At 45.7% G+C, this 15,222-nt stretch carries 14 protein-coding genes; 10 read left to right on the top strand and 4 right to left on the bottom strand.

Annotation, left to right across the window (positions count from 1 at the left end; all coding sequences use genetic code 11):
* Nucleotides 1-228: 228 nt before the first annotated feature.
* Nucleotides 229-2,109: a DNA topoisomerase IV subunit B gene (gene parE, locus J4N44_RS02010; RefSeq protein WP_005447744.1), complete on the top strand. Its 1,881-nt coding sequence runs from the start codon at nucleotides 229-231 to the stop codon at nucleotides 2,107-2,109.
* Between the two features lie 3 nt (nucleotides 2,110-2,112).
* On the top strand, nucleotides 2,113-4,401 hold the full coding sequence (gene parC, locus J4N44_RS02015) for a DNA topoisomerase IV subunit A (RefSeq protein ID WP_005447746.1): 2,289 nt from the start codon (nucleotides 2,113-2,115) through the stop codon (nucleotides 4,399-4,401).
* Between the two features lie 38 nt (nucleotides 4,402-4,439).
* On the opposite strand, the gene degS is transcribed toward parC, so the two are convergent.
* The 3 genes from degS to zapG all read right to left on the bottom strand — a co-directional run bounded on the left by degS (nucleotide 4,440) and on the right by zapG (nucleotide 7,743).
* Nucleotides 4,440-5,507, bottom strand: a complete 1,068-nt coding sequence (gene degS / locus J4N44_RS02020) for an outer membrane-stress sensor serine endopeptidase DegS (RefSeq protein WP_009697598.1) — start codon at nucleotides 5,505-5,507, stop codon at nucleotides 4,440-4,442.
* A gap of 206 nt (nucleotides 5,508-5,713) precedes the next feature.
* The gene (locus J4N44_RS02025) at nucleotides 5,714-7,081 is read right to left on the bottom strand and encodes a Do family serine endopeptidase (RefSeq protein ID WP_005447751.1); all 1,368 of its coding nucleotides are present in this window, start codon (nucleotides 7,079-7,081) and stop codon (nucleotides 5,714-5,716) included.
* A gap of 218 nt (nucleotides 7,082-7,299) precedes the next feature.
* Nucleotides 7,300-7,743: a Z-ring associated protein ZapG gene (gene zapG / locus J4N44_RS02030; protein WP_005447760.1), complete on the bottom strand. Its 444-nt coding sequence runs from the start codon at nucleotides 7,741-7,743 to the stop codon at nucleotides 7,300-7,302.
* Between the two features lie 196 nt (nucleotides 7,744-7,939).
* On the opposite strand from zapG, the gene zapE reads away from it, so the two are divergent.
* From zapE to sspB, 8 genes are all read left to right on the top strand, one after another.
* Entirely contained in the window at nucleotides 7,940-9,043 is a 1,104-nt protein-coding gene (gene zapE, locus J4N44_RS02035) for a cell division protein ZapE (protein ID WP_005447762.1), read from the top strand.
* 254 nt (nucleotides 9,044-9,297) lie between these two features.
* On the top strand, nucleotides 9,298-9,726 hold the full coding sequence (gene rplM / locus J4N44_RS02040) for a 50S ribosomal protein L13 (RefSeq protein ID WP_005372872.1): 429 nt from the start codon (nucleotides 9,298-9,300) through the stop codon (nucleotides 9,724-9,726).
* A gap of 15 nt (nucleotides 9,727-9,741) precedes the next feature.
* A complete protein-coding gene (gene rpsI, locus J4N44_RS02045; protein ID WP_005436094.1) occupies nucleotides 9,742-10,134 on the top strand; it encodes a 30S ribosomal protein S9 in 393 nt (130 codons plus the stop codon).
* A gap of 547 nt (nucleotides 10,135-10,681) precedes the next feature.
* Entirely contained in the window at nucleotides 10,682-11,272 is a 591-nt protein-coding gene (gene petA / locus J4N44_RS02050) for a ubiquinol-cytochrome c reductase iron-sulfur subunit (protein ID WP_005436095.1), read from the top strand.
* Nucleotides 11,272-12,537, top strand: coding sequence for a cytochrome b (locus J4N44_RS02055; protein ID WP_005447764.1), 1,266 nt, complete (start codon nucleotides 11,272-11,274; stop codon nucleotides 12,535-12,537). Before petA ends, J4N44_RS02055 begins: the two co-directional genes overlap by 1 nt.
* A complete protein-coding gene (locus J4N44_RS02060; protein WP_005447766.1) occupies nucleotides 12,534-13,271 on the top strand; it encodes a cytochrome c1 in 738 nt (245 codons plus the stop codon). Before J4N44_RS02055 ends, J4N44_RS02060 begins: the two co-directional genes overlap by 4 nt.
* Nucleotides 13,272-13,367: 96 nt before the next feature.
* Complete coding sequence (gene sspA / locus J4N44_RS02065) at nucleotides 13,368-14,003, top strand: stringent starvation protein SspA (RefSeq protein WP_005436105.1); 636 nt, start codon at nucleotides 13,368-13,370, stop codon at nucleotides 14,001-14,003.
* A gap of 19 nt (nucleotides 14,004-14,022) precedes the next feature.
* Entirely contained in the window at nucleotides 14,023-14,502 is a 480-nt protein-coding gene (gene sspB, locus J4N44_RS02070; protein ID WP_005447768.1) for a ClpXP protease specificity-enhancing factor, read from the top strand.
* A gap of 63 nt (nucleotides 14,503-14,565) precedes the next feature.
* Here sspB and J4N44_RS02075 read toward each other — a convergent pair whose 3' ends face one another.
* Entirely contained in the window at nucleotides 14,566-15,207 is a 642-nt protein-coding gene (locus tag J4N44_RS02075) for a BON domain-containing protein (protein WP_005447770.1), read from the bottom strand.
* Nucleotides 15,208-15,222: the final 15 nt, after the last annotated feature.

A 15,222-nucleotide genomic window follows, 5' to 3' on the forward strand; every position in this document is an offset into this window, starting at 1 on the left:
TCATAGTTTTTATTGATATATCCAACTGTTTCTTGACATAGTCGATATGCTTTCCGACTATGTTTTGCCAAAAAGATCTTAAGGGTATTTAAGCCCTGACTACTTTGTTATGCATCCTCTTTATCTTTAGATAAATGTGCAGACGGGGTAGCTTTTTCGTTTCTCGAGTACAGCTCGCGTGAATGCGAGGCTCGGGTTACAAGTAAACTTTGAGAACAATTCCGTATTATGACTGAACAATATAATGCTGGTGCCATTGAAGTACTGAATGGCTTAGAGCCAGTACGTCGCCGACCAGGGATGTATACGGATACAGCGCGCCCAAACCACTTGGGCCAAGAAGTTATCGATAACAGTGTCGATGAAGCGCTTGCCGGACATGCCTCAAAAGTACAAGTCATCCTACATGCTGACCAATCACTAGAAGTGATCGATGATGGTCGAGGCATGCCTGTTGATATACACCCAGAAGAAAAGGTATCAGGCGTTGAGCTGATCCTATGTAAGCTTCATGCGGGTGGTAAATTCTCCAACAAGAACTATCAATTCTCTGGTGGTTTGCATGGTGTAGGTATCTCTGTAGTAAACGCGCTATCAAAGCGTGTTGAAGTGACGGTTCGTCGTGACGGTCAAATTTATGAGATTGCTTTCGAGCATGGTGACAAGGTTTCTGACCTAACTGTCACAGGGACATGCGGTCGTCGTAACCGTGGTACCAGCGTGCATTTCTGGCCAGATGCAAAGTACTTTGATTCCGCAAACTTCTCTGTTACGCGTCTGGTGAACAACCTACGTGCGAAAGCAGTACTTTGCCCGGGTCTGGAGATTACGTTTACCGATAAAGTAAACAACAAAGACTACAAATGGCACTACGAAGATGGTCTTAAAGACTATCTAGCGGAAGGTGTGAAAGGTTATCCAGTTCTACCTGAAGAACCATTTACTGGTGAGTTCTCAGCAGAGACTGAAGCGGCAAACTGGGCGGTAATCTGGCAGCCGGAAGGCGGCGAGATGATCACGGAAAGTTACGTGAACCTTATCCCTACCGCTCAAGGTGGTACACACGTTAACGGTCTACGCCAAGGTTTGCTTGATGCGATGCGTGAGTTCTGTGAATTCCGCAACTTGTTACCTCGTGGTGTGAAGCTAACTGGTGATGACGTTTTCGACCGCTGTTCTTACGTCCTGTCAGTCAAGATCCAAGACCCGCAATTTGCCGGTCAAACCAAAGAGCGTTTGTCTTCTCGTCAAACGGCTGCCTTTGTCTCTGGTGTAGTAAAAGATGCATTCAGCCTATGGTTGAACGAAAAGCCACAACTGGCTGAGCAGTTAGCGGAAGTGTGTATCGCGAATGCCCACCGCCGTATGCGCGCTAGTAAAAAGGTTGTGCGTAAGAAGGTTGCATCAGGTCCTGCTCTACCAGGCAAACTGACAGACTGCTCTGTGCAAGACCTCAACCGCACCGAAATCTTCTTCGTGGAGGGTGACTCGGCGGGCGGTTCTGCTAAACAAGCGCGTGATCGTGAGTTCCAAGCGGTAATGCCACTGCGCGGTAAGATCCTAAACACGTGGGAAGTCTCTGCAGACCAAGTGCTTGCATCTCAAGAAGTGCATGATATCTCAGTTGCTCTGGGCATTGACCCAGACAGCGACAACCTAGACAGCCTTCGTTACGGTAAAATCTGTATCCTTGCCGATGCGGACTCGGACGGTTTGCACATCGCAACGCTGTTATGTGCGCTGTTCACTCGTCACTTCCGTGCGCTGGTTGAAGCTGGTCATATCTACGTCGCGATGCCGCCTCTATACCGTATCGACTGTGGCAAAGAAGTATTCTATGCCTTAGACGATGACGAAAAAGATGGTGTATTAGAGCGCTTGTCTAAGAAGAAAGCCAAAATCAACGTGCAACGATTCAAAGGTCTGGGTGAGATGAACCCACTTCAGTTGCGCGAAACGACCATGGATCCAAACACGCGTCGCTTGGTTCAGCTAACCATCGATGACTCGGCGGCGACCATGGAAATGATGGACATGCTGCTTGGTAAGAAACGAGCAGATGATCGTCGTTCTTGGCTGCAAAATAACGGCGATATGGCAGAGGTTTAACGGATGTCTACAGAAATTACTTACGATGGCGTTGAACAGTTGCCAATGCGCAAGTTCACCGAAGACGCTTATCTGAACTACTCGATGTACGTGATCATGGACCGCGCATTGCCATACATTGGCGATGGTCTGAAACCGGTTCAACGACGCATCATTTACGCAATGTCGGAGCTTGGTCTTTCGGCATCAGCAAAATACAAAAAATCCGCACGTACCGTTGGTGACGTGTTGGGTAAATACCACCCGCACGGTGACTCTGCATGTTACGAAGCGATGGTATTGATGGCGCAGCCATTCTCTTACCGTTACCCATTGGTTGACGGTCAAGGTAACTGGGGTGCGCCAGATGACCCGAAATCATTCGCAGCAATGCGTTATACCGAAGCAAAACTGTCTAAGTTTGCCGAAGTACTGTTAGGCGAATTAGGTCAGGGTACAGTTGAATGGCAACCTAACTTTGATGGCACGATGAAAGAGCCACAAATGTTGCCAGCACGTCTGCCTCATATTCTGCTAAACGGTGTAACCGGTATCGCGGTTGGTATGGCGACGGATATTCCACCTCACAACGTTCGTGAAGTGGCGGATGCGACCATTCATTTGATCGACAACCCGAAGGCGGAACTGCCAGATGTGATGCAGTTCGTTAAAGGTCCGGATTACCCAACAGAAGCGGAAATCATCTCGCCACAAGCAGATATTGAGAAGATTTACCGCAACGGTCGTGGCAGTATCAAGATGCGCGCGGTATGGCACAAAGAAGGTTCAGATATCGTGATCACTTCTTTGCCACACCAAGTATCAGGTGCAAAATTACTTGAGCAAATCGCTAACCAAATGCGTGCTAAGAAGCTGCCAATGGTTGACGATCTTCGTGATGAATCGGATCACGAGAACCCGACGCGTATCGTTGTGGTTCCGAAGTCAAACCGCGTTGATTGCGATCTGTTGATGAACCACTTGTTCGCTTCTACGGATCTTGAGCGCAGCTACCGCGTTAACTTGAACATGATTGGTTTGGATAACCGTCCTCAAGTTAAAGGTCTGGTACAAATTCTGTCTGAGTGGATCGAGTTCCGTCGTACGACTGTACGTCGCCGTCTACAACATCGCCTAGACAAAGTAATGGCTCGCCTACACATCTTGGAAGGTTTGTTGGTTGCTTACCTAAACCTAGATGAAGTGATTGAGATCATTCGTACTGAAGACGATCCAAAAGCAGTGCTGATGGAACGCTTTGGCATTACCGATATCCAAGCGGATGCAATTCTAGATACCAAACTTCGTCATCTAGCAAAACTAGAAGAGATGAAGATCCGTGGTGAGCAAGACGAGCTAGAGAAAGAACGTGAGAAGCTAGAACAGCTACTAGGTTCTGAGCGTCGTCTGAACACACTACTGAAGAAAGAAATCAAAGCAGACGCAGAGAAATATGGTGATGACCGCCGTTCTCCAATGGTTGAACGTGCAGAAGCAAAAGCACTGACTGAGCGTGACCTAGTACCAAGTGAGCCAATCACGGTTGTGCTTTCTGAGAAAGGTTGGATTCGTCACGCGAAAGGTCACGATGTGGATGCTGAAGGCTTGAGCTACAAGTCTGGTGACCAATACTTAGCACATGCGCGTGGTAAGAGTAACCAGCAAGCGGTGTTCTTTGGCAGTGATGGTCGAAGCTACTCACTTGAGTCGCATTCATTACCGTCTGCAAGAAGTCAAGGCGAGCCAATTACAGGTCGTTTGAATATCACCGCAGGCAGCAATATTCGCCAAGTGATCATGGGTGAAGAAGATCAGCTTTGGCTGGTGGGTTCTGATGCTGGTTACGGCTTTGTATGTAAAGGCTCAGATTTGCTATCTAAGAACCGCAGCGGTAAAGCATTGGTGACTCTACCTGCAAACTCTGAGGTGATGACACCAAAGACGATTGCAGACTTGGATTCAGATGAAATTCTAGCCATTACGAATCAAGGTCGTATGCTGTTGTTCCCAATCAAAGACCTACCGCAATTAGCGAAAGGTAAGGGTAACAAGATCATCAACATCCCAGCAGCGAAGGCGAAAGAACGTGAAGAGGTGCTTTCTCACTTGATGGCTCTGCCACAAGGTGCGTCTCTTACACTTTATGCGGGTAAGCGAAAATTAGGTTTGAAACCTGCTGATCTTGAGAACTTCCGTGGTGAACGCGGACGTCGAGGCAGCTTGCTACCGCGAGGTTTGCAGCGCGTAACTCGAATTGAAATTGAAATGGGTGGAAGCTCAGAGGTTTCAGAAGAGCCGAGCGATAGCGAATAACGCACAAACAAAAATCCCAGCCAATGGCTGGGATTTTTTTATGCTTCTTGTTTGTCTTCGGCGATGGTTACTTTCAAATTCATTTCTTTACCCTTGCGGATAATACCAACATCAACGCTGGTGCCTGGACGCAAGTCAGTAACAATATCCATCACACTTTGACGACCTTGCACCTTGGTTCCGTTAATGCTGATAATGATGTCCTGCTTTTCAAAGCCAGCCGCACTTGCAGGTCCATTTGGATCAATGCCTAGGACGACAATACCGCCAATGTGCTGGTTACCTAGTAAGCGGGCAGTAACCGCATTGATATCCTGTCCGTCAATACCAATGTAGCCACGGATCACGCGACCATCAGCAATGATCTTTTGCATGATCTTATTCGCCAGAGGAGCCGGAATCGCAAAAGAGATGCCGTAGGTCTCAAGGTCTGTAGCCTGTTGGAATGAAGCCGTATTAATGCCTACCAGTTCACCTTGAGTGTTGACCAAAGCGCCGCCAGAGTTACCTTCGTTGATTGCCGCATCGGTTTGAATGAAGGCTTGACGACCATCGCTGATCGATGAGCGTCCTGTTGCTGAGATGATGCCAAACGTCGTGGTTTGACCTAAGTTGTATGGGTTTCCGATAGCCAGTACCACGTCACCAACCTGAGGCTTGTAATCAGGATTCAGTGGGATGACAGGTAAATTAGAGCCTTCAACGCGTAAAATCGCGATATCTGTACGCTTGTCCGTACCGACCAACTGAGCTGCAGCAACACGACCATCTTGCAGTGCGACTACTATTTGGTCTGCTTGAGCGACGACATGGTAGTTAGTAATGATGTAGCCTTTCTCGCTAACAATCACACCAGATCCCAAGCCCTGAGTTGAAAGCTTGCTTCGGTCGTTTTCAACATACTTGCGACTATAGATATTCACAACCGCTGGCGCTGCCTTTCTTACCGCTTGGTTAAAAGAGACTTCGAGCGAGGCGATATTGCTCGGCTGCGGATCGCTGAGTGCTGTAGGAATAACATTGCTGCGCAAAGATGGAACGGCGAGTAATACGATGATGGCAGTTGCTAAGCCTAAAAAGACAGAACGTAACAAAAAGCTAAGCATAACCTCTCCATGATTGAGCGCCCAATTGGCATAGAAAACTGAAGGATAGCATTACATTGAAAAATAACAAAAGGGCAAGACGTAATCGTCTTACCCTTTTATAAAACCATGACATACGAGGTAAAGTGTTCGAGCGTTATCACGAATATCGATGTGGTTAACGCACGTTTACTTCAGCCTACGTGATTGCTGTTAACTCAACACGATTAGCGGATAACGAGGTAAACCGTTCGATCGCCGCGTTGAACGTTGATCGCCAGTACACCTTGATGCTTCTCTACAATCGCACGTAACTCCGCTAAGTTCTTCACGCGTTTACGGTTTACACCAATAATAATGTCGCCTTCTGCCAACTGATATTGTGCTGCTGGCGAGTTCTCAGCAACGCTTGTTACCTTCACACCTTGGATAGAATCACTTGGTGTCGTATTGCTAAGTTCAGCGCCTTTGAGCCCTTCATGTAGAGTCTCAGCCTTCGCTTTGACATTGGTTGATTCTCCCAAGGTCACATCAAAGCTCTTCTTCTTACCGTCTCGGACAACGCCAAGCGTGACTTTTTTACCAGCCCCTAAGGTTGCGACTTTCGCGCGAAGCTCGGCGAACGTATCAATCGCTTTGCCATTAATCGAAACGATGACATCACCAGCTTTTAGACCAGCCTTGTCAGCGGCACTGTCCGGAACCACTTGACTAACAAAGGCACCTTTACTTGATTCATAGCCCAGAGCTTCTGCCAACTCAGAAGTGACTTCACCACCTTGAACACCAAGCATGCCGCGTTTTACTTCACCAAACTCCAAGATTTGATCTGTTAGGTTTTTCATCATGTTGGACGGAATCGCAAAGCCAATACCGACGTTGCCTCCGTTTGGACCAAGAATGGCGGTATTGATGCCGATCAGTTCACCATTGAGATTAACCAAAGCGCCACCGGAGTTACCACTGTTAATTGCTGCATCGGTTTGAATGAAGTTTTCAAAGTTTTCGACATTTAAGCCGCTTCGACCCAGTGCAGAAACGATGCCGGATGTCACTGTCTGACCTAGACCAAACGGGTTACCAATGGCTACGGTAAAATCACCTACGCGTAGTTTGTCTGAATCCGCGACTTTAATTTGTGTCAGGTCTTTTGCTTTTTCGAGCTTAAGCAAGGCAATGTCTGACATCTCGTCTCCGCCGACGAGTTCTGCATCGTACTCTCTACCATCATATAGACGGACACGAATGTCATCAGCGCCTTTGATAACGTGATAGTTCGTTACGATTTGACCTTTCTTAGCGTCAATAATGACACCAGAACCTAAACCTCGGAACGGACGCTCACGAGTTTGTTCTGTCGGGAAATCAGGACCAAAGAAGAACTGAAACTGCTCTGGAATACGACTGGTTTGAACTTGTTTGCCTTCGACCGCAATACTCACAACCGCAGGGGTTACTTTTTCGAGCATTGGGGCAAGACTAGGTAACTGCTCCCCATCCACACTGAGTGGAAGCGCCGCTGTTGCGGTGACTGGGGTGATGATTGAACCCAAGCTTAAAGATAGAACGGTTAACGCAAGCAATGGTTTTTTCATCCAATAACTCCTCTTGAAACGGGTCTGCCAAAAAAGAAATATCCGAATGCTTTGTCTCTTATTGATAGTAATTAATATAGGGACGAATTCGGACAATCAAAACGTGGCGGCAGCACACAAGTTGTTAGAGATGAGTTGCTTAAGAAAAGTTCAACAAGGGTCAATACAAATTGATAAGAAATGTGAATGTATTGACCCAATTAGGCAGGATAAGGGGATTAAGACGCTTTCGCTGTGACTGCTTCAGGTGCGTCGATGATTTCTTTTTCCTGATCTTTTAAAAGACCAGTTGCGCCGTTGGCATAGTCTTTTGGTTGTTCATTGACGTCTGATTGATCCTCTTCGACTTTATCAGATGACATTGCAGTCTTCTTATCGAATGGATTGTCTTGCTCAGGCAAGTTTGGCAGAAGTTCAGAAGACGTCTTCGCCATGTGCTGGTATAGCTTGGTATAATCTTTACCTAAGGTGTCCAGCATTTCTGCAGTTTGTGCAAAGTGATCGACGAGCTCTTGACGTTGTTGCTCTAGTTCAAATTTGGCTGCTTCCAGCTCTTTTTGCACAGACTTTTGTTTTTTGTATTCGGGGGTGGTTAGTCTACTAATGACTACGCCTACGATTGTACCGACCAGCAAACCCACAATGGCATAAATCCAAGGCATAACTGCTCCTTATAGTTGTTTTAACAAGTCTTTTACTACTTAGTTACACGCGGTGCTTGTCCATGTTACTATGGCTTGAACAGCCGATAAAGAAAAATAGCGGTAAGTCTTCGGGGACTGATATCTACCTCTCTCTATGCTCAACGCTGACCCCGAGGTGACAATTTTTTCTGTACCTCTGATACGACTCTATACCATGACACCATTAAAACGATACCAACAAGACATAGCAGAGCATGGATTCCAGCGTGATGAAGCCCAATATAACGCTGTCGTTGCTTTAGACAATCTTTACCATGCGATTGCAGAGTTTCAGTCTGCGCCTATTCCTCAGCTTAGCACTTGGCAGAAATTACTTGGTAAAAAGCCAGAATTACCAGAACCGCCGAAAGGGCTCTACTTTTGGGGTGGTGTTGGGCGTGGTAAAACTTATCTTATGGATGCGTTTTTTGACGCGTTGCCTACAGAACGAAAGATGCGAGTGCATTTTCACCGCTTTATGTATCGAGTCCATGATGAACTCAAGCGGTTAGGGGAAGTTGAAAATCCACTGTCAAAAGTCGCTGACTTATTCAAAAAAGAAGCGGATGTGGTCTGCTTTGATGAGTTTTTTGTTTCTGACATTACCGATGCGATGATTTTAGCGACATTGCTGCAAGAGATGTTTAAACGCCAGATGATTTTGGTTGCAACATCCAACATTGAACCTGAAAACTTGTACCGTAATGGCTTACAACGGGCGCGCTTCTTACCAGCGATAGACATGATCATTCAGCGCTGTGACGTGCTTAATGTCGACAGTGGAGTGGATTACCGTCTAAGAACGCTGCAACAAGCTGAAATCTACCATTATCCGCTAGATGAACAAGCGTCCGTCAATCTCAATAAGTACTACCACCAGTTGATTGGCGAAAGAAAGGTCGCAGCACACAGCATTGAAGTAAATCATCGTGAAGTGAAAGTAATTGAAGCAAGTGATGGCGTGCTACATGCGTCTTTTGAGCAACTTTGCCAGACACCACGCAGTCAGAATGACTATATTGAACTGTCGCGTATTTACCATACGGTATTGTTGGCAGAGGTGAAGCAGATGGATCGTAAGATTGATGATGCAGCAAGACGTTTTATCGCTTTAGTCGATGAATTTTACGAACGTAACGTGAAACTGATTATTTCTGCAGAAGTCTCGATGGAGTCTCTGTATACGCAAGGGCAGTTAGAGTTCGAATTTAAACGTTGTTTGTCTCGATTGACTGAGATGCAAAGCCATGAATACCTCGCTAGAGAGCATCTGGCGTAAAAATCGACAACTCATCTTAAAAAAGTGAAGAAAAAATTCGTGATTTAACGCAAAAAAAGGTGATTTTTTCTTCGCTCTTCTCTATAATCCTGCGACCCACCGTTACTGCAGACCTGATTATCGAAGTTATTTCGACATAGAAGGTCGAGAGTACCAACGACTCGAAGGGGTGATGACTGGGCTCTTAGACAGTGTGGGAGCACTATTGGGTGTTCCTTTAAAGTTTAAATTTTAATTAACGGGTTATTATTAGCATGAAAACTTTCGTTGCTAAACCAGAAACTGTAAAACGCGACTGGTACGTTGTAGACGCAGAGGGTAAAACTCTTGGTCGTCTAGCAAGTGAAATTGCATCTCGCCTACGTGGCAAACACAAAGCTGAATACACTCCTCACGTTGACACTGGTGATTACATCATCGTTATCAACGCTGAGAAAGTTGCTGTAACTGGTAACAAAGCTAAGAACAAAGTGTACTACCGTCACTCTGAATTCCCAGGTGGTCTAAAATCTATCACTTTTGAAAAGTTGATCGATCGTAAACCTGAGATGGCTCTTGAGCTTGCAGTTAAAGGCATGCTTCCACGTGGTCCTCTAGGCCGTGCTATGTACCGTAAGCTTAAAGTTTACGCGGGCGCTGAGCACAACCATGTTGCTCAACAACCACAAGTACTAGACATCTAATTGGGGATTTCGAAAATGGCAGAGAATCAATACTACGGCACTGGCCGTCGCAAAAGCTCAGCTGCGCGTGTTTTCATCAAACCAGGCAGCGGCAACATCGTAATCAACAAGCGTAGCCTTGATGAGTACTTCGGTCGTCCAACTTCTCGCATGGTTGTTAAACAACCTCTTGAGCTAGTTGAACTAACTGAGAAGCTAGACCTATACGTTACTGTTAAAGGTGGCGGTATTTCTGGTCAAGCTGGTGCTATCCGTCACGGTATCACTCGCGCTCTTATGGAGTACGATGAGTCTCTACGTCCTACTCTACGTGCAGCTGGTTACGTTACTCGTGACGCTCGTTGCGTTGAACGTAAGAAAGTTGGTCTACGTAAAGCACGTCGTCGTCCACAGTTCTCTAAGCGTTAATTTCCTTTTATCGGAAATTATGCTGTTCCAGAGTTTCTCTGGATACTGTGTACCAAAGCTCGGCTATATGCCGAGCTTTTTGTTTTTCTAATGCGTGGAAAAGCGTTTTTTCATTTCATATCGAACTTCACATCGCCACTTAATATCCTCGCAACATTTGAATGTTTTATCTGCACTTTTTCTGGATTTATTCGTGCTACAAGACGGAGATAACAAAAGTGGGGAGTCCCTTCACATTCTTGACATATCTTTCTATGTAATCGACTGAAAACAGCCGGAATACAAGGCTTTTTATCCCATTCTTAGCCATTCTTCGTTTCGCTTTCTTGTTACAAATCACATCTATTTTTTATAATTTTGCCGCTTTTGTGACGGCGTGAGCGATTTGCCTCACAATTGTTACAAAAAGGTAGCTTTATCTTGTCAAAAAGTAGGGTTTTCTTTATCATTTCCCCCCAATAAATAGAACTAAATTCATTATTTGTTAGCCATGCTCTTATAAGCGGAATAATAACGATCCAAAGGGAGCAAATGGGAGAATGTTTGGATGAGCAACGCGCCTTTAAATAACGGTCGCAGGCGTTTTCTAACCGCTACAACGGCAGTTGTTGGTGGATTAGGGGCAGCTGCCGTAGCCGTGCCTTTTATCAAATCATGGAATCCGAGCGCCAAAGCAAAAGCTGCGGGTGCACCGGTGGAAGTGGATATCAGTAAAATCGAAGCTGGTCAGATGGTTCGTGTTGAGTGGCAAGGTAAGCCTGTATGGGTTGTACGTCGCACTCAAGAAGTGGTGGATAACCTAAAGAACATCGACGGACAGCTTCGTGACCCACAATCAGAAATGGAGCAACAGCCAGTTTATGCTCAGAACGCGCATCGTTCGATCAAGCCTGAGTATTTCGTGGCAGTTGGCTTCTGTACTCACTTAGGTTGTTCACCGACCTATCTACCTGACACGTTCTCTGAGCAAGTTCAAGGCGTTAAGTCTGGCTTCTTCTGTCCATGTCACGGTTCTAAATTCGATATGGCTGGTCGAGTGTTCCAAGGTGTTCCTGCACCTCTGAACCTTGTGGTTCCTAAGCACATGTACTTGAGTGATACGAAGCTCATGATCGGTGTTGATGAGGGAGACGCATAATGCAAGCACTACTAGACTGGGTTGAAAAACGAATTCCCGCGATGAATGCTTATAAAAAGCATTTGTCTGAATACCCAATGCCTAAGAACTTCAACTTTTGGTACCTTTTCGGTTCTCTGGCAATGTTGGTACTGGTTAACCAAATCCTAACCGGTATTTGGTTAACAATGAACTACGTTCCTTCTGGTGATGGTGCGTTTGCTTCTATCGAATACATCATGCGTGACGTTGATTACGGCTGGTTGCTGCGTTACATGCACTCAACTGGCGCGTCAGCGTTTTTCGTTGTTGTTTACTTGCACATGTTCCGTGGTCTGATTTACGGTTCATACCAAAAACCTCGTGAGCTACTTTGGATCTTCGGTATGTTGATCTTCTTGGTTCTAATGGCTGAAGCTTTCATGGGTTACCTATTACCATGGGGTCAGATGTCATACTGGGGTGCTCAGGTAATCATTTCTCTATTTGGTGCGATTCCTGTTATTGGCGATGACTTAACGCTTTGGATCCGTGGTGACTACATCATCTCAGGTGCAACGCTAAACCGTTTCTTCGCACTACACGTTATTGCGCTACCTATCGTTCTACTTCTTCTTGTTGTTCTGCACGTATTGGCACTACACGAAGTTGGCTCTAACAACCCGGATGGTATCGAGACTAAGCTACCAAAAGGCTCAATGGGCGATGATTACGAAACACAGTTCAAGTTCCACGATTACTACACGAAGAAATACGACATCATCGATTCGATTCCTTTCCATCCATACGGTACGGTTAAGGACCTAGTTGGTGTGGCTGGTTTCTTGTTCTTCTTCTGTTATGTGCTGTTCTTCAACCCAGAAATGGGTGGATACTTCCTTGAGCCACCTAACTTTGAAGCTGCAAACCCACTGAAGACACCTGAGCATATCGCTCCTGTTTGGTACTTCACACCATTCTACGCAATCTTACGTGCGGTTCCAGACAAGCTATTGGGTGTAATCCTAATGGGTGCGTCAATTGCAGTACTGTTTGTTCTACCTTGGTTGGATCGTTGTAAAGTTCGTTCTTACCGTTACCGCAGCAAAATTCACCTATTGAATATTGTTCAGTTCACTATCGCCTTTATCGCTCTGGGTATTTTGGGTGCACTACCGGCAACGCCGCTGTACACGCTTTTGTCTCAGATCTTTAGCTTGTGTTACTTCATGTTCTTTGTCCTGCTGTTCTTCTACAGCAAAAATGAAGCGACCAAACCATTACCAGAGAGGGTGACATTCAAATGAAGAAGTGGATTGTAATTCTATTTGCTATGTTGCCATCTCTCGCGATGGCAGCGGGTGCCAACGTACCGCTAGACAAGGCGAACGTGGACCTATCGGATAAAGCTTCGCTACAAAACGGCGCGAAGCTATTCATGAACTACTGTTTTGCTTGTCACTCAACGCAATACCAGCGTTACGAGCGAGTAGCGACAGACTTGGATATTCCTGCTGACCTAATGAAGGAAAACCTGATTTTTGATCCTGAAGCGAAAATCGGTGACCTAATGGTAAATGCGATGCCTGCGAAGCAAGCGGGTGACTGGTTTGGTGCTCCGCCACCGGATCTAACACTTGTTGCTCGAGTTCGTGGTGCAGACTGGCTATACACTTACCTGCGCTCTTTCTATGTTGACCCATCACGTCCATTCGGTGTGAACAACATTGTATTCCCAAGCGTTGGTATGCCACATGTGCTTGAAGAGCTTCAAGGCATTCCTACTCCAGTCTACGGCACGAAAGTGGTTGACGGTGAGGAAGTTCAGGTCGTTGTAGGTACTGAAACAGACGGTACTGGTGAGCTAAGCTCTGGCGAATATGACAAAGCGGTTGGTGACCTAGTTAACTTCCTAGTTTACTCAGGCGACCCAGTTCAACTAGAGCGTCATGCGCTTGGTTGGTGGGTGATGGGCTTCCTCGTTCTACTAACAATTGTTGTCGTGATGCTCAAGAAAGAGTATTGGCGTGATGTGCATTAATTGTGCTATCATACCGTGCTAATTCCCAATTTTAATTGACGAATAATGGAGGCTTAGCCTCCATTATTTTTATTTGTAAGTGTGCTGGAGGGCTCCATGGCTGTAGCTGCCAATAAACGTTCTGTGATGACTCTTTTCTCAAGTGCATCAGATTTGTATAGCCATCAGGTTCGCATCGTATTAGCTGAAAAAGGCGTAAGTGTTGAAGTTGAGCTTGTTGATGAAGCTAACCTTCCTGCTGAGCTTGTGGAACTGAACCCATACAAATCAGTACCAACTCTTGTGGACCGTGAGCTAGCTCTTTACGATTCAAAAATCATCATGGAGTACTTGGACGAGCGTTTCCCTCATCCACCTCTAATGCCTGTTTACCCAGTTGCTCGTGGTAACAGCCGTTTGATGATGTACCGTATTGAACGCAACTGGTACTCATTAGCTGAAAAAGTTGTTAAGGGTAACGCGGAAGAATCAGAAAAAGCACGTACTAAACTACGTAACGATCTTCTGACTCTAGCGCCAATCTTCGCTGAATACGAATACTTCATGAGCGAAGAGTTCAGCCTAATCGACTGCTACCTAGCTCCACTATTGTGGCGTCTGCCTCAACTAGGTATCGACCTTGTAGGTCCTGGTTCAAAAGAGATCAAAGTTTACATGAACCGCGTATTTGAGCGTGATTCATTCCTTGCTTCTCTAACTGAAGCTGAACGTGAAATGCGCCTAGTTCGCTAAGCGATTTAGATAACACGTTATGGATATTGCAAAAATGACTGCTCGCCGTCCGTATATGCTTCGTGCATTTTACGATTGGTTGGTAGACAACGACTTAACTCCTCACTTGGTGGTTGATGCAACGATGCCGGGTGTGCGTGTACCAGTTGAGTTTATTCAAGATGGTCAAATCATCTTGAATATTGCTCCACGTGCTGTTGGTCAACTTGAGTTGGGTAATGATGCGATTACCTTCCATGCTCGTTTTAGTGGTCGACCTCATTCAGTGATCGTACCGGTTTATGCGGTACAAGCGATTTACGCTCGAGAGAATGGTGCTGGCACCATGTTTGAACCTGAAGAAGCGTACACTCATATCGAAGAAGAAGGGATTGTTGAAGAAGAACAGTCACCAACTTTTACTACCGTGAGTGATGATTCAGAAGTCATGGACTCGGAGTCTGAAGAGGAAGAAGCACCTCGTCCGAAAGGCAGGCCAAGCTTACGAGTTATCAAATAAAAAAAGCAGCGTGCCCACGCTGCTTTTTTATTATCTGCTAAGTTGTATTAAACAACTGTCTAGCTAGTTCACTTGAGAGCCTAATTCAGTGACTGTTGCTTCAGGCTGTGTTGTTTCTGGTTCTTCCACTTTTAATGGCTTTTCATCACCATATTGGAAGCCTTTAATCACTTGTTTTACGCCTGAGATATTACGTGCAATCTCTGTTGCTCGATCGCTTTGTTGTGGCGTGACGTAACCAAACAAGAATACATCGCTATCTTCAGTAATCACTTTTACTTTGATGCCATTTAGCTCGCTATCAGTCAGTAATGCTGATTTAACCTTGGTGGTGATCCAGCTATCGTTGCTGATTTGAGTTACGCTCAATGGTTCTTTTTGTTTGATCTGGTTATGGATATTTTTCACACCACTCACAGCGCGAGCTCGACGTTCAAACTCATTAATCAGTTCGCGAGTTGGGGCTTGTCCCATTAATACAACGGTCCCATTGTATGAACTCGCAACGACGCGAGCTTTTCCTTTGAATGGTGCTTTATTGCCAATCGCTGCAACTTCAAATTCGATGTTGTTGTCTTGCCAAATTTCTTTGGTTGTACGTGTATCTGTAACGATATTGGCAGTAGTTGCTGCCCCTGCAATAAACAAACCCGCACAGCCACTCATGCTGAGTGCTGCAAATAAAATGACAAGACTACGTATCATATTTCTAAACTCTCA

The organism is Vibrio sp. SCSIO 43155, assembly GCF_023716605.1.
Taxonomy (GTDB): Bacteria; Pseudomonadota; Gammaproteobacteria; order Enterobacterales; family Vibrionaceae; genus Vibrio; species Vibrio harveyi.